Raw genomic sequence first — 17305 nt, forward strand, 5'->3', positions numbered from 1 at the left:
TTCACATATTTGAACTTTAAAGTATTCAGATTTTCTCCTTTTCCGTTAGCTGTAAAATGCGAAATATTTTCATTTCCCGGTTACCTCTTCCTGTATCTTTGAAATAATCCTCTCCTGTGCATCATCGACAAACAGTCTGCCGATATTTTCACCCATCTGCTTAAGCAATGCAGGCTCATTCATGAGATGCTTTATAACACCATAGAGCCTTTCTCCGCTTGCCTCATCATTGCCGACAATATAACCTCCGCCGACATTCTCCACGTGAGAAGCATTTTTCCATTGGTGCTGTCCTGCAGAGAACGGATAAGGTATAAGTATCGCCGCTTTTCTGAAATATGCAAGCTCGAAGATTGTTGAAGCTCCCGCCCTTGATATAACTACGTCTGAACGGTTGTAGTAATTAGCCATGTTGTCTGTAAAAGGAAAAACCTCGTGTTTTATATCTGTTTTTTCATATGCTTCTTTTATGCGATCATAGTCTTCCGCCCCTGTCTGGTGATAAATAACTGCATTTTTGTAGCCTTCCAGGTAAGGAAGTAAGGAAAGTACTGATTCATTGATGCTTTTTGCGCCCCTGCTCCCTCCGAATACAAAGATTCCGAATGTTTCATCGCTTTTTGTTTCTCTTGGAACCTTGACAGCATGTCTTACGGGGTTACCTGTATAATATACACCTTTGCTTTTAAACAATTCCCCTGATTCCTGAAAACTGATGAATGTCGCCTTTGCGTATTTTGAAAGCACCTTGTTTGCAAGTCCGGGCTCAGCATTCTGCTCATGAAGAAAGACCGGTACGCCGAGGATGGCACCTGCAAAAATTATTGGTACGGATGTAAAACCACCCATCCCGAGAATTGCATCCGGTTTCTCCCTTTTTATAATCCTCATGCAGCTGCAGATACCCTTCAGGATATAAAAGAGTGTGGCAGCCTTGTACAATGCACTTCTGCCCTGAAACTGCCGTGCCTGAACGAAAAGGAGTCTGAACCCATACTGGGGGATAATTTTACTCTCAAGCCCAAAAGTTGTCCCGATGAATACCACCTGGTTATCCTGCCCCTGCGCAATAAACGTCTCAGCCACGGCAATACCGGGAAAGATATGTCCTCCTGTCCCGCCTGCCGATATGATGAGCTTCATATATACTCCTTTTCCGCTTTGAGCATTATTCCGATAAGCGGCGTCAATACAAGAAGGGCAGCCACTGGCTGATACAGAAGCCCGGCTGAAAGTCTTAGCCCCAGCACCATAAAAATATCCGTTGCAATATAGATAGAACCGAAAAAGATCATGAGCTTGATAAAATTGCTCTTTTTTGTAAATCCTACAAAAGCCGTGATCAAAAATACAAAAGAAGTTGCTAAAAGCAAATATTTTTCCACATCGTTGATCTTTACCCCGCCTCCAAGTATGTTTACTTCCTTGTTAAAGATGATCAGTGCTATGGTAATAGCCAGTGTATATCCTGCTATGAAGGGAATCAGACGGTTTTTACCGATTACGAAAAGAAAAAACACGGCAGCTATGGACATGGGAATGATAAAAAGCGCTTTCCCGATCATAAAGAGGTTGAAGGCAGAGGAAAGAAATAACACTGAAAGGGCTGCAATTTCTTTAATCAAATTTTTTCCTTTTTCATCAATTGTAATTAAATAAAAGGTTAATCCGTAAAAAGAAACAAATATAATAAGGGCATCAAGGGGATATTGGATACTCATCTTCGGATATACGAAGAAAAAGACTGTCACTGCAAGAGCAAAACATATAAAGGGATATTTCATCGCAATGATATGCTTTGCCGGGATGAGGTATATAAGGTAGGCAGCTCCGAGGCCAAGACAGATCATCAGAACTTTGACAACATTAAGCTCACGGAAGAAGCCGTATAGTAAAATGGAGGCTGTCAGATAAACAAATACTTTTTTCAAAGTGATTCCACCATTTCCTTAAACATATTCCCCCTCTCTTTATAGTCTTTAAACATATCAAAGCTGCTGCACATTGGAGAAAAGAGGACTGCATCACCATCACCGGCAATTTCATATGCCTTCTTTATTGCTGCGTTCAAATTATCTTCAATGTAGGTCTTTGTATATCCTCCCAGTTCTTCCGATATCCGCTGACTCGCCTCTCCTATGAGTATCATCGCCTTTACCTTTTTCATGAGGTCACCGATGACTTTATAGCTCCCGCCCTTATCTCTTCCCCCTGCAATAAGCACCACGTTTTTTTCTATACTTTCCAGGGCTCTTTTTGTAGCATCTACATTTGTAGCCTTTGAATCATTGTAGAACTTCACTCCCTTCAATTCCCTCACAGGCTCAACCCTGTGGGGCAGCCCCTTGAAGTTTTTCAGTACCTCTCCGACAACGTCCTGCCCTATGCCGTATATATGGGAGACAAGAAGCGCTGAGAGAATGTTTTCCGTATTATGAATACCCAAAAGCGGGGATATATCTCTTCTGTACACGGTCTCTCTTCCCATGAGCCTGACAAACATAAAGTCGTTGAAGAAAAAGGCTCCTTCCTTTAATATTGTATTGCTTTTAAAAAATAGGGTCTTTGCCTTTATCTCCCTCTCGATGGAGAGTTCTTTATTCAATACAGCCCAGTTTGTTTCCTGCTGATTTTCAAAGATCCTGTACTTCGCAGCCTTGTATTCATCATAACTTCTGTATCTGTCGAGATGATCTTCGGTAATATTCAAAAGAACAGACGTATCCGGGCGAAAGGTCTCTATAGTTTCAAGCTGAAAACTGCTTATTTCAAGTATGACATATTTTGCCTTTTTCCCTTCCATCACATAGTTTATCAGGGGATTGCCGATATTGCCGCCTACAAAGACAGACCCGCATGCTTTATCAAATATCTCTCCGATAAGGGAGGTTACGGTGGTCTTCCCGTTTGTTCCTGTAATAGCAATAATAGGTTCATTTACAAATGAAGACGCAAGTTCAATTTCACCGATAATTTTTGCCCCGCTTTTGCGTGCTTCCTGAAGATAAGGCATCTCGCTATCCACTCCCGGGCTTATGACTATCAGCGGGTAACCAAGGAAATCCTCTCCGTTATAGCTCCCGAAACAACCTTCAAATTCAATGCCCTGGAGCTCTTTTAGCGCCCCTTTAAGTTCTTCTTCTGTTTTTGTATCAATAACGGTAATCTTTTTTCCCATGCTGCTTAAAAATTTTGCTGTTGCAATCCCTGTTTTACCAAGGCCAACAATAAGTATCTTATCCGGAAGGTTCATATCATCATTCCTATCGTTATTGAGTACCGGGTAAACACCTGCAAATATTTAAACAGTGAACTGTTGGCCATGAACATCTTTCTTACCTCAGTTTTAGTGTACTCAAAGCCAGAAGCGCCAGTATGAAAGAAACAATCCAGAAACGCACTACGATCTTCCCCTCATTCCACCCCTTCAATTCATAGTGGTGGTGTATGGGCGCCATTCTGAAAACCCGCTTTCCCCTCCATTTAAAGGAAAGCACCTGGATGATTACCGATAATGTTTCTATCACAAATATCCCGCCAGCAATGACAAGTAAAATCTCCTGTTTTATGATAATGGCAATGGCAGCAAGAGATGCCCCCAGCGACAAAGAGCCTGTATCGCCCATAAATAATTCTGCAGGATAGGTGTTATACCAGAGGAAACCTATGCCTGCACCAAGCATGGCCCCGCATAGTATTGTAAGCTCTCCGGCGCCTTTCACATAGAATATTTGCAGATACTGGGCAAACTTTACATTGCCGGCAAGGTAGGCAAAGAGCATAAAAGTCAAACATACCGTTAAGACAGGCCCGATTGCCAGTCCGTCAAGTCCGTCTGTAAGATTTACGCCGTTTGAGGCGCCGACGATTATAACCGTGCAGAGAAAGATGTAAAATATCCCGAGATCAGGCGTAATATTTTTAAAGAAAGGCACTGTAAGTCCTGTGATAAGGCCGCCCTTCATATACAAAAGCACACCTACTACAAGAGAAAAGAATATCTGCAAAATAAGCTTTGTTCTGCCTGTTACGCCTTTGCCGCGCTCATTTCTAAGCTTTTTTATATCATCCATGAAGCCGATGCCGCCAAAAGACAGAAGCACAAAGGTTACTATCCAGACATAAGAATTACTCAAATCAGACCATAAAAGCGTGGGGATAATAGTCGATACAAGGATGACAAATCCACCCATGGTAGGGGTTCCTGTTTTCTCCGTATGCCTTTCAGGCACATCCTCTCTCTTGTCGCTTTTTATCTTCCACTTGTTAAACTTTCTGATCATCAGTGGAGTAAGGAAAAAGCTTATAACAAGGGCCGAAAGAACCGCGAGGACCGTTCGGAAAGTAATATATCTGAATACGTTAAAGACTGAAAACTTTGTGTGGAGCGTATATAGCAGATGATACAACATTATTTAAGCGCCTCCACTATAATTTCCATCTTTGCCGCTCTTGAGCCCTTTACAAGCACCGTATCCCCTTTTTTAAGGTTTTTTGCTGCATAATCGATGAGTTGCTCCTTATTTTCAAAAAAAATGGCTCTCCCATCATTCAGTTCCTCGAGGGTTTCCTTCATATACTCTCCGGTTATCAGAATCATGGGTATGCCGGTATCATTCAAAAACATGCCCAGCTTCCTGTGGTAAAAGGATGTTTCTTCTCCAAGTTCTTTCATGTCTCCAAGTATGACCATCTTCTTTCCGTTACATGGCAGGTCAAGCAAAGTTTTTATTGCCCATTCCATTGAAGAGGGGTTTGCATTATAAGTATCGTCTAAAATGATATAGCCTTTATCGGACTCAACAGGCTTGAACCTCATCATGTATGGATCAAATGTTTCAACACCTTCCGATATAAGTTTGCTGTCTATTCCGATACTGCATGCAATAGTCGAGGCAGCAAGGATATTATAGAGATTGTGTCCTCCAAGAAGAGTTGTCCTTGTCCTGATTTCGACCCCGGGGCATTTGAGGACAATACGGGAACCCTTCCAGCCCAGGTCCTCTTCGACGGAAAGGGTAAAATCGGCGTTATTGATTATACCATAAGTAGTCAATACATGTTGGTTGTCCTTATAACGGATCAAAATGTTCGGGTCATCTGCATTCACGATGACTTTCCCACCCTCTTTTGTATTGTAAAAAAGGCTCAGTTTTTCTTCAAGCACACCATCAAGATTCAAAAGACCCTCAAGGTGAGAAGGGTTTACATTTGTGATCAACGATACATCCGGTTCGGTCAATCGGGCAAGCTGTTTTATCTCTCCCTTGTTGTTCGTTCCAAGTTCAAAAATACAAAACTGTGGGTCACCTTCTATGGAAAGGATGCTTTTTGATATGCCTATTGCATTATTGTAGTTCTTCTCATTGTAATGAACAGAAAAACCTTTTTTTATAATATTAACCAATATTTCCTTTGTTGTTGTTTTGCCGTTGCTCCCTGTTATGGCGATGATACTTGACCTTGTGAGCCCTTTTTTATAATATGCAAGATCGAGGAGCGCCTGCATAGCATCATCAACGAGAATAACCGTGCCTCCGGCATGCAGTGTATCCTGGCGACCTTTCTCACAGATGGATCCTGCATGAGACCTGTCATAGGCGGCCCTTATAAATTGATGTCCGTCAAAGTTTTTACCGGTTAAAGGTATGAACAGCTCATTATCCATTATGGTTCTTGAGTCTGTAGATATTCCGGAAAATGATGATTTTCCGATTCTCAGCAACTTACCTTTTACCGCTTTGACAACTTCTTCAACATGCCACATCTAAAAACTCCTCGACAACTTCTCTATCACTGAAATGAAAAACCTTGTCGCCTATAATTTGATAGTCTTCGTGCCCTTTTCCTGCAATTAAAAGGATATCATCCTGTCTTATTATTTTTATCCCTTCAAAGATTGCATCCTTTCTGTTTTCCACAATCCTGCATGTATTACCGATGAACCCTTTTTTAACGTCTTCTATAATCTTCATGGGGCTTTCACTTCTCGGGTTATCTGATGTAATTATTGTATAGTCTGCAAGTTGTGAGGCTATATTTCCCATTACAGGCCTTTTTTCTCTGTCCCTGTCGCCCCCGCATCCGAAAATTACAGTAAGTTTCCCTTTTTTTAACGAATTGAGCATTTCAAGAACCTTTTTCAATGCATCCGGCGTGTGAGCATAATCTATGAAGATATAGGCACCTTTTCCGTTCTTTACCCTTTCAAGTCTGCCGGGAACGCCTTCAAGACCTTCAAGCCCTTTTTTTATCTGTTCATGTGGCATGTTTACAGCATAACCGGCAAGCGATGCAGCCAGTATATTCGATACATTAAAAACACCTATCAACGGGGATACAATTGACAAAGGCTTTCCCATCAATTTCATCTCAAGCTGCAAACCCCCTATGTCTTCTCGGAAGGTGGTGATATATGCATCCGATGTTTTTTTCAGGCTGTATAAAAGTGTCCTGATAGGTGGACCAGGCATAAATCCATCTGCGTTGGGATCGTCTGCATTTATTATGGCGTATTTCTCCTTCTTTGAGCTCTTTTTCAGAAAATGTGAGAAAAAAAGATTTTTTGCTGCTTTATAATTTTCGAAAGTACCGTGGTAATCAAGGTGGTCGTGGGTAAGGTTCGTAAAAATTGCCGTATCGAAATCCACCCCTTCAACCCTTTTCTGATCAAGAGCGTGCGATGAAACTTCCATCACCACATATTCCATATTGGCAAGTTTCATATCATGGAGAAGGCTATGCAGTTCCTCAGCACCTGGCGTAGTGTTAAATGCCTTAAAGGTACGACCGTCATAACGGTATGATATGGTTCCTATAAGGCCTGCTTTTTTATTGGCAGTATTCAGCATGGACTCGATGAGATAGGTTGTTGTGGTTTTCCCGTTTGTGCCGGTAATGCCTATTATATATAGTTTCTTTGACGGGAAGCCGTAAAATTTCGATGCAATATTCCCCAGAAGGCCCTTCGGGTCATCTGTTTTTATGGAACAGGGAAAGTTTGTTTTTACCTCTCCGTCAGATACAATAACGCTTGCACCCCTGTCTGCTGCATCGTTTATAAACCTTTCGCTTTTCTCTGTTGCGAAAAAAATGTAACCTTCCTTTGCTTTTCTTGAATCCTTGGTAATACCTGTAATCTCGATGTCGGTATTGCCGATAACCTCGATTGCAGGTATATTATTTATTAACTCATCAAGCTTCATCCGGGCTTATCCTCTTAATTCAACGTTTATCCGGTAATGTGACAGGGAAACCGTTTTGTTGCTTTTGCGTTTTCCCGTAAATGATGCATTCGGTTTCCCCGTTTATTCTTTCAAAGGGCTTGGGAAATTGCTCGGCAACAATGCCGCTCCCGTGTATCTTTATTTTTGCGGTATTGATTGCAAGTTTTTCAAGGGCGACTTTAATTGGAAGGTTCATCAGGTTCGGCATCAGCCGTTCTTCATTCTCTGCATTATGGTGTTTCTTAGCGTTATTCTTCATCGCTGTAAACTCAAAATGCCCATTATTCCCGATAATCACCGTCCCGTTAACGGTAAAGGGGAATAGATTGCAATACTCATTTGAAACAGTGTCGCTATAGAGCGATAGCAACTTTTTCTTTTCCAGGACATAACCTCTGCCCAGCATGATTTCTTCTGCAGAAAGTCCTTCCTTTACCATAATCCCTTCCTGTTTCAGGAATAACATCATATGTTTTATGCCTATTGTTTTTGAGATATTTTTTAAGCCCTCTACGTCCTTGTCATATAATATATCAATGGGCTTTTTCCATTGGGCAGCATTCCCGTTGTCTTTACCTGCCGGGATCATGCCCTCCTTTTCTATCAGCCCTTCCTTAATGGCAAAGCAAACTAAGGGGAGCGACATAAAGAACGACGGTTCAATAAAATCATTTCCAGGCACAGGTGGAGACACCTTTTTGTTGACAGCAGCTTGTTCAGTCTGTGTTTCTCGTACCGGTTGTATTGCCTGAGCTGTTGAGACCGATACTATTTTCGGTATAATCTTTCTTTCATTTTCCTGCATATATATACTCATATTTGCCGGTACTATTTTCTGATCAGTGGAAACTCTCTGAAAACTTATTTTTTCCGGCAGATGCATGATTATTGACACAAACATCAAAAAAATAAACATACAAACAAAAAAGGCTCTTCTATTAGCCTTTTTATTCATCTTAATACCAGGACCTCTTCTTCTTTTGCTTTCTTAAGACCGAGTTTTTTTGCCTGCAGTTCGAGAAATCTTGCCCGTGTTGTCGCTAAGTATTCTATTTTTAAATTTTCATTAATTTGAGCAACCTCTCTTTCCTTCTGCAATATTTCCAACAAATCTTCCCTGACATGGCTGTATACACCCTTTATAAAAAAAGATAAAAAAATGAAACCGATAAAACAAAGAATTCCCATAAAGATTGACGGGAAATTCCTGGTTTCTCTGTCTCTTTTTACTGAAACATACACCCCATTGTTCACTCTGCCCTAACCCCCTTTTTTTTCTGCTATCCTCAATTTTGAACTTCTTGAGTTTGGATTCTCCTTTACTTCAACTCTTTCCGGCCTTATAGGTTTTTTTGTTATTATATTGAGGACAGGTGAATCTTTGAATGCTACCTTTATAATCCTGTCCTCAAGGGAATGAAAAGAAATAACTCCTATCCTGCCTTCAGGGGAGAGCATATCTATGGCTGCTTCTATGCCTGTTTGCAGGCCTCTTAACTCATCGTTGACCTCAATCCTGATCGCTTGAAAGGTCTTTGTTGCAGGATGAATCCTCCCTGTTCTTCTTTTTGCTTTAAGCACGACATTGCCAAGCTCCTTTGCTGTAGATATCGACTTTTTCTTTCTTGTCTCTACAATCATTTTTGCAATAGCCGGGGCCCGGTAATCCTCTCCGTAGTCTCTGATTATTCGCAGCAGTTCTTTATAGTCGTAGCTATTCACAACATCATATGCTGTTAACACCAACCTGTTGTCCATTCTCATGTCAAGAAAGCTGTCGTCATTAAAGCTAAATCCTCTTTTCCCTGTTATCTGGAAAGTTGAAAGACCGAGATCAAAAAGGATGCCGTCACAGGATGCAATACCTTCAGAAGTTAATATTTCCCTCAGATCCCTGAAGTTTCCCCTGATCAATCTTGCCCTTCCTTCAAATTCATATAGTCTTTCCTTGGCAATCTTCAAAATGTCTTCATCAGCATCCAGACCGATAAGTTTTACATTTTTGTACCTCTCAAGGATATCAGACGCGTGGCCTCCCCCTCCCACTGTTGCGTCAATAAAAACATTCGTTTTTTCACTTACAAGGTTTTTTATTACTTCTTCAAGAAGAACAGGTGTATGTACGACATTCATCAAAGACCGAGTTCCGAAACAATATCGGCTACTTGATCAGGGTCGGAAGTTGCTTTTTTAACCAGTTCTTCCCATCTTTCCTGTGCCCATATTTCAATTTTGTTGCCCACACCAATGATTACGACATTCTTTATGATGGCTGCGTCAGCCTTAAGTGATTGCGGTATGAGAACCCTGCCGAGCTTGTCTATAAGGCATTCGGTAACACCGGAATAAAAGTATCTTAAAAATGTCCGCGCTTCTTTTTTTATAGCTCCATAATTTGATATCTTTGCTTGTATACTCATCCATTCCTGGTACGGATAACCAACAATACAGCCGTCAAGATTCGTGACCATCAGCCTCATATCGTGATTTGCCGACAGTATCTCCCTGAATTTTGCAGGAATACTGATTCTGCTTTTATCATCAATAGCGTATTCAAATCTTCCGGCGAACATTTTTTATCCCACCATTATACACTTTTTACCACTTTAAAGAGTTATACTATAACTATAAATTTTGTCAAGGCTTTTTTCAGTTATTGGCGGCATTTGGAGTATCTTTATTTTTCCATGATAAAAAAGCGCTTTGAAAGAACAGGGAAAAAGCATTCAGGCCGTACGTCTAAAAAATTTGTGGAACTCCAGACCGGAATGCTCTCGACATTTAACGGTTGAAAGGACACACCTTTTTTGTTATTTTATCCTATCAAAATAATTTACAAAAATATTCCATATAATCAGCCAGAGTATGAATAACTTTTACGGCCTAACACTAAAAGAACTTGAAACCCTGATTGGGGCTCTCGGAAAAGAAAAATACCGGTCCCGGCAGCTTTTCAAATGGATATATAACAAAGACACCCTTGATTTCGATGAGATGAGCGATGTCCCGAAGGGCCTGCGGGTAATATTCAAGGATATGTTTGATCTAAAACCACCTGAAATAATAGATGTCTTGATATCAACGGACGGCTCCGTAAAATTCGGATTCCTTGGAGAAGACGGGAATCTTATTGAAAGCGTTTTAATACCGGAAAAAGATAGAAATACACTCTGCATATCCAGCCAGATAGGTTGCAGGATGGGATGCAGGTTCTGCGTTACCGGAAAAATAGGATTTATAAGGAATCTCAAGGTATCAGAGATTGTAGGGCAGCTTATAGGGGCAAAACAATATCTCGGCGACAGGAAAATCACAAACATAGTTTTCATGGGCATGGGTGAACCCATTGACAATCTCGACAACTTCATGCGTGCTCTTGAGATACTGCAAGACCCAATAGGTCTTGATTTCTCGCACAGGAAGATTACTGTGTCATCGGTAGGCTTGATAGGGGGGCTGAAAACGATAGATCCGAAAGCTGCAGGCATTGCAATATCTCTGAATGCAGCAGATGATAAAACAAGGACATACCTTATGCCCATTAACAGATTATATCCGATACGGGAGATTATAGATTATGTAAAAGGCTTTAAAGGAGGTAATCGCAACAGGATTACTTTTGAGTATATTCTGATAAAAGATGTTAACGACTCGCCGGAAAGCGCAAAACTTCTCTCCGAGGTGCTGGCCGGGCTTCGGTGCAAGATAAACCTTATCCCTTACAATGAATCACCATATGTTGACTTTAAGACACCGCCGGATAAAACTATAGAGCAATTTCATGCTTATCTCCTGAACAAACACTTCACCGTTATTGTAAGGGAATCCAGGGGAAAAGACATTGGCGGGGCCTGCGGACAACTGGGAATGAAGTACTTAAATGAAAGGCCTTAAAAACAAAGAAGAGACTTAGAATGTTGTTTTAAACGGAGGATGAAATGGAAGGTATGCTGCCAACATATAAAGGTTCTTTTTTCTGCGATCTAGACAGGGAAGACGGATTAAAACTGAAGATGTACCATAAAGACGACATGGTATATTGTAACTTCAGTATTAATAACAGGTTTGAGGGTTACAGGGATGTTTTGCATGGGGGCATGATCTTCGGCATCCTCGATGTCATTATCTGGTATATCATATTCATGGAGACAAAAAAGATATGTATGACCCGGCATGTTGAAATGGAATTTTTAAAACCGGTTATGTGCAATTCTTCTTATGTCGCCAAAGGGAAGGTTATAAAGGTTAAGGGCAGGAACTTCCATGCATCTGCCTGGGTAGAAGATGACATGGGCAATATTTGTGCAAAGATAAACGCAGTATTCCGGGAGACAAAAGACCTGTCTGTCAGAGATTTTATAGACAGGATGGACTTCGGTCGTATATCGCCTGATGTCAAGGCATATTTTATGTCTCTGTTAGAAACTCAACTTTAGAATGTCCTTCGGAAAGTTCCATCTCGATTGCCTGAAGTAGTCGCTCTATTCCTTCCTTTTTTTTGCATGATATGGAGACTGCCCGGTAACGGTCTTCTATGCGATTGAGGAATGCCCTGTCAATCTTGTCAATCTTGTTAAAAACAACAAATAATTTTTTCTCTTTAAGGTTTAATTTTGTAATGAGTTTTTCCACAACATTCATCTTCTCTTCAAAGTCAGATGAGCTTATATCCACAAGATGCAACAGGATGTCCGCATCTTCCAGTTCTTCAAGGGTAGCAATGAAAGCTCTTAGCAGCACTTCGGGCAGATCTTTGATAAAACCAACCGTATCCGTTACGATTATGTTTTTCCTTTCAGGGTATTTTATAAGCCGCGTTGTAGGATTTAATGTGCTGAAAGATCTGTCTTCTGTCTCAACATTGCTTTTTGTAAGCAGGTTAAGTAATGTTGATTTGCCTGAATTTGTATACCCGACAATTGATACGATGGGTATATTTGAGTCCCTTCTTCTCTCCCTCTTTTTATCCCGTATTTTTCGTATTTCTTCAAGTTTCTTTTCCAGAAATGCAATCCTTGCACGTATCCTGCTCTTATTAACCTCAAGTTTTGTCTCACCAGGCCCTCTGGTGCCTATTCCGCCGGTCAACCGGGAAAGAGCGGTATTTTTATCTGCAAGACGTGGAAGAATATAATTAAGCTGGGCAAGCTCAACCTGGATCTTTGATTCGTTTGTATTTGCCCGTTGAGCAAAAATATCGAGTATCAATTGATTCCTATCAATAACCTTCAGTTCTGTCAAGGCAGAGATATTTTTTATCTGCCCCGGGGTTAATCCCTCATCAAAAACAAGGAGGTCTGCATCCTGCTGCCGGCATTTCATGATTGTTTCTTCTAATTTGCCTTTGCCTATAAGATACTTCGGATGCAATTCCTTCGGCTTTTGTATTGCCGTATCCAATACGATTATACCTGCGGAATAGCAAAGGTCTTTTGTTTCGGCCATATTGTCTTCCACGTCTTTGTGCTTGCCGGGTAGGACAACGCATACAAGGACAGCCTTTTCCCTGCCTTCACCAAGCACATAAAGGCTTCCTCTGGTCTTAACAAACTCATTTTCAAGCTCATTTACAAGCCCGATGAAATCAATTTCAAGGTCTTGTATTTCCACGGGACCAATAAATTCCCATGCCTTTCCGTTTTTATCCTCCGGTATAAGATGGCCGATATGTATCATCTCTGTTGACTCACCTCTTCTTGCGGTGATAGCAGCAATGAGATCAAGCTGCAATATAGCAAGGTCGGTTAAGTCCTCTTTTGAGAGAAGCTCTCCTTCTAAGTGCGTATGGACAAAACGTACTCCTCTGAATCTTTCCCTTCCAACTCTCTCAGTCACGAGATGGGGTATCTCGATCCTTCCTTTCTCTCCAACAACCACATATTCGACAAGCCCCCTGCGGTTTATAATAAGACCTACTTGTCTCGATATTTCTCTCGAGATTTGCATTATGTTTTTTGCTGTGTCAAAGGTAATAATCTGTGAAGGTTCGATTCTTTTTGTGTATAGGTTGAGAAGTCTTCTTCTTATAAGGTGGTTAAGTCCCTGTGTGTTGCCGTAGAGTTCTATGGTCTGCCTCGTTTTTTTAAATTATTTAAACCGCTTGCAAGGTTTAATATACCCCTGCTTATTCATTGATAATAAGATCCCCGTCTATCTCTACAGTTGCCGAATATTTGACGCTGTCAAGAAGGACCATTACACGGTCTTTGCCTTCCAGTTCTTTTTCAAATATCCCGCTTATGCCTTTAAAGGGTCCATCTTTGACCAGAATCTTTGCGCCTTTCTTGAACGGCTTTTTTTCAAGCATTGCAACACCGTCTTCAAGCCTGTATCTGATAAATTCAATCATTTCATCCTGAACAGGGACAATCCTGCTGCCAAAATGTACGATCGTCTTCACGCCTCTTGTGTACTTTATAAGATGAAAATCATCTATTGGGTGAAACTTCGCAAATATATATCCCGGGAACATCTGCTCTATCACATATATGAATTTACCGTCTTTATATTTTCTCAGTTTAAGCTTCGGGGCAAGGACTTCTATACCCCCGCTTGAAAGGTTGCCTGCAGCCCTGTCCTCGTTTTTCGGCTTTGTATTTACAACAAACCATCTTTTCATTATAGTTCCCTTATGTTATATTATTATTCATTATCAGCTAAAATATACAATTTTACAAGTCAAATGAATGTTTTCAAATCATTTTGCAAGGCTTGATTCAAATGATGTTTCTCATCGGGATAATCTATTAGCCTTACAGGCGATCGGCGGCATCATTGTATACAAAAGTCCTGAAAGGCATTTATATAAGAAATTTGCTAAATAATCTTGACATAATTAGGATTTTTTAATATTATGCAATAAATGAAGATAGAAATACTCGGGTGTTATGGTAATGTAACGAGCAATTACAGAGCAACCTCTTTCCTGATCAACGATACTCTTCTACTTGATGCAGGTACAACTACTGAAGTACTCGACGACAGCCGGGTACATAAAATAAAGAACATAATTATAAGTCATACTCATATTGATCACGTTAAAGGTATTTTTTCGCTCGTTGATGAGCTTGCCATGTTGGACAGGGAAGGTTTAAGGCTGCTAAGCCTGAAAAACATACTTGAAATTATATCAAAAAACCTCTTCAACAATCTCATATGGCCTGATTTTACAATAATACCTTCTGTAAAAAATGCTTTTGTAAACCTGCAGGAAATACCATTGGAACAGGTAACGCTCATAGATAAAATAGCCGTAAAACCTGTTCTTATGACGCATACCGTTTACACTGTGGGCTATATAATAAAAGAAGGTAAAAAAGGTTTTATGTTTACTTCCGATACGGGACCCACACAAAGGTTCTGGGAGGTGGCAAGGGAAGAGAAAGGTATAGAATATATTATTGCCGACGTCTCATTTCCAAACCGCTTAGAGAATATGGCAAAGATTTCCGGACACATGACGCTTTCCATACTTATTGAGCATCTCGACAGGTTTGGACTTGAAAACATGCCGATTTATATAAGCCATATAAAACCGGTCTTCCTGGATGAAATTTTAAAAGATTTAAGCCAATCAGGCAGGAAAAATATTACACCCCTTGTACAGGGATCAACCCTGAAGATTTAAAACCAACCTTCAATTTGTAATCGAAAATTAATAGAAGATTCATAAATGTAACATCTGTTATTTTATATATTTACAAATTCTACTTTAGGCATACTGTTAAATTAAATATTAAAAATTGTTTTTCTACTTCATAGTATTTTACGATAATTTATGTTATTAATTAATTGTATTAAATAAGCTTTTAATTTCAAACATAGATAAATAATTTTTGATACTTTATAAAATATAATTATCGGGGGTGTCTTGATGAAAAAACTCTTTACAGTATTATCACTTTTTACTGTAATCAATATCTTCTGTCTGACCACTGCTGCCGTACATGCACAAACTCCGTTGGAGCAAGGTATTAAGGATTTTAAAGAAGAGAATTACGAAGAATGTCTTGAAAACCTTACCCAGGCACGCAAACTTGATCCTACATCAACAGCGGCAGCCTTTTACCTCGGACTTACCTATAAAATCATGGAGAATTACAAAGAGGCCGTACCCCATCTGCGGGATGCCGTCACCTTTAACCCTCCTGTAAAAGAAGCCCTTGTAGAACTTATTGACTCACTATATCAGATCGATAATATTGAGGAAGCAAATAAATGGATAGCAGTGGGAGAAAAGGAAGGAGTTGCCCCTGCCCGTATTCAGTTTTTAAAAGGACTTGCTCTCCTTAAAGAGAACAAAAATGCCGAAGCCATCACTGCCTTTGAAAATGCAAAAGAAGTGGACAAGACCCTTGCCCAGGCAGCTGATTTCCAGATTGCCAGCGCCTATATGAAGATAGGGAAGCTGCAGGACTCACAGAAGCGTTTTAAGTCATTGATTACTCTTGACCCCACATCCGATCTTGCTACCTATGCAAGGGATTATGAAAGGGCGGTAACAGACAAGATAGAGGCAGAGCGTCCCTTCAGGTTCAGCATAGGGTTAGGCTACAAATACGACACCAACGTCAACGCAAGCCCTTCATCGGGCACTGTTTTTGATAACCCGGGCAACGCATGGATGGTTTCCGGCCAGGAAGATACTGCACTTAATACAACACTCCGCGCCATGTATATTGCACCTTTTTCTTTCAAAACCCCCTACAACCTTTCCGTGCAATATTCCCTCTCTGCAGAACGGTACATGAGAAGGGATGATTACAACCTCGCTCAGCAGTCCTTAAGCGTTACTCCGGGATACAGCTTCAGCAAGGTTGCTTTTACTTTGCCTCTTATATTAGGCTACATCAACCTTCAGAGGGAAAAGGGCAATGACTTCCTCAATAAGCTCGCCTGGTGGCAGGATACCCGGTATCTTATCACGATGGGATTTACCCCGACTGCAAGATACATGATCAACGAAAAGAACGTTCTGGAGCTTACCTACGGTTTTATGCGGAATAAATACTACAACACTACAGATTCGACAACGGCAAAGGACCCCAATGAAGACCGGGATGGTGAGAGCAACAGCGGTTCTCTCGGATGGACATATTTTTTCAAAGAAGGAACAGGACTCTTTACTCTTAAGTATACCTATACTGCAATGGGAACAGACGGACACAACTGGTCCTACGATGAGGACAGATTCAGTCTGAGCTTCCTTTACCCCTTGAAGAAAAACCTCAAATTACAGTACTCATCGGATGCTGCATTCACAAAATACAAACACGACAATACGGTGTTTAACATGAGAAGAAGGGATGATACATTTACTAATTCTCTCGGCCTTATTTACACAATTTTCAAGAATGTTGACATCACCGGACAGTTAACCTACACCAGAGACAACGCCAACATCAGTACTTACGATTATGACAGATCTGTCGCCTCTATAGGCATAGAGTACAGATTTTAGGGCAAAAGGGAAATTATACCATCATATTTGATGCTTACCGTGCCAATATCATACACTTTAAAAACACGATCAACAATACAGATAAGATACTTGAAAAACACAAGTATTACAATGTTTTACAATAGTATTTCCTATTGCCTTAGAATCTAAAAATATCCAATAATATTTATTACTTGACATATAATTGTAATTCTACTATCTTTAATAAGAGTTATATAATATTTTACGAAACTTTATAAAAGAACATGGTGGTTTGATGCAAAATCTTTTTACGGTATTATTAATTCTTCATGATGCTGCATTTAATGCAACCCTTTGCGCTTTATATATTGCACCTTTTTCTTTCAAAACCCCCTATAACCTTTCCGTGCAATATTCCCTCTCTGCAGAACGATACACGAGAAGGGATGATTACAGCCTCGCCCAGCAGTCTTTAAGTGTTACCCCGGGGTACAGCTTCAGCGATGATACATTTACTAATTCTCTCGGCCTTATTTACACAATTTTCAAGGATGTTGACATCATCGGACAGTTAACCTACACCAGAGACAACGCCAACATCAGTACTTACGATTATGACAGATCTGTCGCCTCTATAGGCATAGAGTACAGATTTTGA

The 17305-nt window shown here is 40.4% G+C and carries 17 protein-coding genes; 5 read left to right on the top strand and 12 right to left on the bottom strand.

Annotated elements, in window-relative coordinates; genetic code table 11:
- Positions 1–69 precede the first annotated feature (69 nt).
- From murG to mraZ, 10 genes are all read right to left on the bottom strand, one after another.
- Positions 70–1143 carry an undecaprenyldiphospho-muramoylpentapeptide beta-N-acetylglucosaminyltransferase gene (murG, locus tag NT010_01355; GenBank protein MCX5804702.1) on the bottom strand — a complete coding sequence of 358 codons (1074 nt, stop codon included), beginning with the start codon at positions 1141–1143 and terminating at the stop codon, positions 70–72.
- Positions 1140–1931: a hypothetical protein gene (locus NT010_01360; GenBank protein MCX5804703.1), complete on the bottom strand. Its 792-nt coding sequence runs from the start codon at positions 1929–1931 to the stop codon at positions 1140–1142. The genes murG and NT010_01360 overlap by 4 nt, the downstream gene beginning before the upstream one ends.
- Entirely contained in the window at positions 1928–3253 is a 1326-nt protein-coding gene (gene murD / locus NT010_01365) for a UDP-N-acetylmuramoyl-L-alanine--D-glutamate ligase (protein MCX5804704.1), read from the bottom strand. The genes NT010_01360 and murD overlap by 4 nt, the downstream gene beginning before the upstream one ends.
- A gap of 82 nt (positions 3254–3335) precedes the next feature.
- Positions 3336–4412, bottom strand: a complete 1077-nt coding sequence (mraY, locus tag NT010_01370; protein MCX5804705.1) for a phospho-N-acetylmuramoyl-pentapeptide-transferase — start codon at positions 4410–4412, stop codon at positions 3336–3338.
- A complete protein-coding gene (locus NT010_01375; GenBank protein MCX5804706.1) occupies positions 4412–5767 on the bottom strand; it encodes a UDP-N-acetylmuramoyl-tripeptide--D-alanyl-D-alanine ligase in 1356 nt (451 codons plus the stop codon). Before NT010_01375 ends, mraY begins: the two co-directional genes overlap by 1 nt.
- Positions 5754–7205, bottom strand: a complete 1452-nt coding sequence (locus tag NT010_01380) for a UDP-N-acetylmuramoyl-L-alanyl-D-glutamate--2,6-diaminopimelate ligase (GenBank protein MCX5804707.1) — start codon at positions 7203–7205, stop codon at positions 5754–5756. Before NT010_01380 ends, NT010_01375 begins: the two co-directional genes overlap by 14 nt.
- Before the next feature lie 19 nt (positions 7206–7224).
- Positions 7225–8181, bottom strand: a complete 957-nt coding sequence (locus NT010_01385; protein MCX5804708.1) for a hypothetical protein — start codon at positions 8179–8181, stop codon at positions 7225–7227.
- The gene (locus tag NT010_01390; protein ID MCX5804709.1) at positions 8178–8480 is read right to left on the bottom strand and encodes a hypothetical protein; all 303 of its coding nucleotides are present in this window, start codon (positions 8478–8480) and stop codon (positions 8178–8180) included. The genes NT010_01385 and NT010_01390 overlap by 4 nt, the downstream gene beginning before the upstream one ends.
- Before the next feature lie 6 nt (positions 8481–8486).
- Complete coding sequence (rsmH, locus tag NT010_01395) at positions 8487–9359, bottom strand: 16S rRNA (cytosine(1402)-N(4))-methyltransferase RsmH (protein ID MCX5804710.1); 873 nt, start codon at positions 9357–9359, stop codon at positions 8487–8489.
- Positions 9359–9799 (bottom strand): division/cell wall cluster transcriptional repressor MraZ, encoded by a 441-nt coding sequence (gene mraZ, locus NT010_01400; protein ID MCX5804711.1) that lies wholly within the window; start codon positions 9797–9799, stop codon positions 9359–9361. The genes rsmH and mraZ overlap by 1 nt, the downstream gene beginning before the upstream one ends.
- A gap of 292 nt (positions 9800–10091) precedes the next feature.
- On the opposite strand from mraZ, the gene rlmN reads away from it, so the two are divergent.
- Positions 10092–11120, top strand: coding sequence for a 23S rRNA (adenine(2503)-C(2))-methyltransferase RlmN (rlmN, locus tag NT010_01405; protein ID MCX5804712.1), 1029 nt, complete (start codon positions 10092–10094; stop codon positions 11118–11120).
- Between the two features lie 44 nt (positions 11121–11164).
- Entirely contained in the window at positions 11165–11662 is a 498-nt protein-coding gene (locus tag NT010_01410; protein ID MCX5804713.1) for a PaaI family thioesterase, read from the top strand.
- On the opposite strand, the gene hflX is transcribed toward NT010_01410, so the two are convergent.
- Both hflX and NT010_01420 read right to left on the bottom strand, forming a co-directional pair.
- A complete protein-coding gene (hflX, locus tag NT010_01415) occupies positions 11634–13172 on the bottom strand; it encodes a GTPase HflX (protein ID MCX5804714.1) in 1539 nt (512 codons plus the stop codon). The two genes, NT010_01410 and hflX, sit on opposite strands and share 29 nt — an antisense overlap.
- 178 nt (positions 13173–13350) lie before the next feature.
- Positions 13351–13845, bottom strand: coding sequence for a transcriptional activator RfaH (locus NT010_01420; protein ID MCX5804715.1), 495 nt, complete (start codon positions 13843–13845; stop codon positions 13351–13353).
- A 243-nt stretch (positions 13846–14088) separates the two neighbouring features.
- Here NT010_01420 and NT010_01425 point away from each other — a divergent pair, with 243 nt between their 5' ends.
- The 3 genes from NT010_01425 to NT010_01435 all read left to right on the top strand — a co-directional run bounded on the left by NT010_01425 (position 14089) and on the right by NT010_01435 (position 17305).
- The gene (locus NT010_01425) at positions 14089–14853 is read left to right on the top strand and encodes a 3',5'-cyclic-nucleotide phosphodiesterase (GenBank protein ID MCX5804716.1); all 765 of its coding nucleotides are present in this window, start codon (positions 14089–14091) and stop codon (positions 14851–14853) included.
- 246 nt (positions 14854–15099) lie between these two features.
- Entirely contained in the window at positions 15100–16686 is a 1587-nt protein-coding gene (locus tag NT010_01430; protein MCX5804717.1) for a DUF2860 family protein, read from the top strand.
- A 256-nt stretch (positions 16687–16942) separates the two neighbouring features.
- On the top strand, positions 16943–17305 hold the full coding sequence (locus NT010_01435; GenBank protein ID MCX5804718.1) for a hypothetical protein: 363 nt from the start codon (positions 16943–16945) through the stop codon (positions 17303–17305).

Source organism: Pseudomonadota bacterium, assembly GCA_026388275.1.
GTDB lineage: Bacteria > Desulfobacterota > Syntrophorhabdia > Syntrophorhabdales > Syntrophorhabdaceae > JAPLKB01.

What these genes read in the sequence shown, in the direction of transcription:
- NT010_01380 (MCX5804707.1), bottom strand. Translation starts at nt 7,205, where the DNA reads ATGAAGCTTGATGAGTTAATAAATAATATACCTGCAATCGAGGTTATC.
- NT010_01410 (MCX5804713.1), top strand. Translation starts at nt 11,165, where the DNA reads ATGGAAGGTATGCTGCCAACATATAAAGGTTCTTTTTTCTGCGATCTA.
- hflX (MCX5804714.1), bottom strand. Translation starts at nt 13,172, where the DNA reads ATGCAAATCTCGAGAGAAATATCGAGACAAGTAGGTCTTATTATAAAC.
- murG (MCX5804702.1), bottom strand. Translation starts at nt 1,143, where the DNA reads ATGAAGCTCATCATATCGGCAGGCGGGACAGGAGGACATATCTTTCCC.
- NT010_01375 (MCX5804706.1), bottom strand. Translation starts at nt 5,767, where the DNA reads ATGTGGCATGTTGAAGAAGTTGTCAAAGCGGTAAAAGGTAAGTTGCTG.
- mraY (MCX5804705.1), bottom strand. Translation starts at nt 4,412, where the DNA reads ATGTTGTATCATCTGCTATATACGCTCCACACAAAGTTTTCAGTCTTT.
- NT010_01435 (MCX5804718.1), top strand. Translation starts at nt 16,943, where the DNA reads ATGCAAAATCTTTTTACGGTATTATTAATTCTTCATGATGCTGCATTT.
- rlmN (MCX5804712.1), top strand. Translation starts at nt 10,092, where the DNA reads ATGAATAACTTTTACGGCCTAACACTAAAAGAACTTGAAACCCTGATT.
- murD (MCX5804704.1), bottom strand. Translation starts at nt 3,253, where the DNA reads ATGAACCTTCCGGATAAGATACTTATTGTTGGCCTTGGTAAAACAGGG.
- NT010_01420 (MCX5804715.1), bottom strand. Translation starts at nt 13,845, where the DNA reads ATGAAAAGATGGTTTGTTGTAAATACAAAGCCGAAAAACGAGGACAGG.
- rsmH (MCX5804710.1), bottom strand. Translation starts at nt 9,359, where the DNA reads ATGAATGTCGTACATACACCTGTTCTTCTTGAAGAAGTAATAAAAAAC.
- mraZ (MCX5804711.1), bottom strand. Translation starts at nt 9,799, where the DNA reads ATGTTCGCCGGAAGATTTGAATACGCTATTGATGATAAAAGCAGAATC.
- NT010_01430 (MCX5804717.1), top strand. Translation starts at nt 15,100, where the DNA reads ATGAAAAAACTCTTTACAGTATTATCACTTTTTACTGTAATCAATATC.
- NT010_01385 (MCX5804708.1), bottom strand. Translation starts at nt 8,181, where the DNA reads ATGAATAAAAAGGCTAATAGAAGAGCCTTTTTTGTTTGTATGTTTATT.
- NT010_01425 (MCX5804716.1), top strand. Translation starts at nt 14,089, where the DNA reads ATGAAGATAGAAATACTCGGGTGTTATGGTAATGTAACGAGCAATTAC.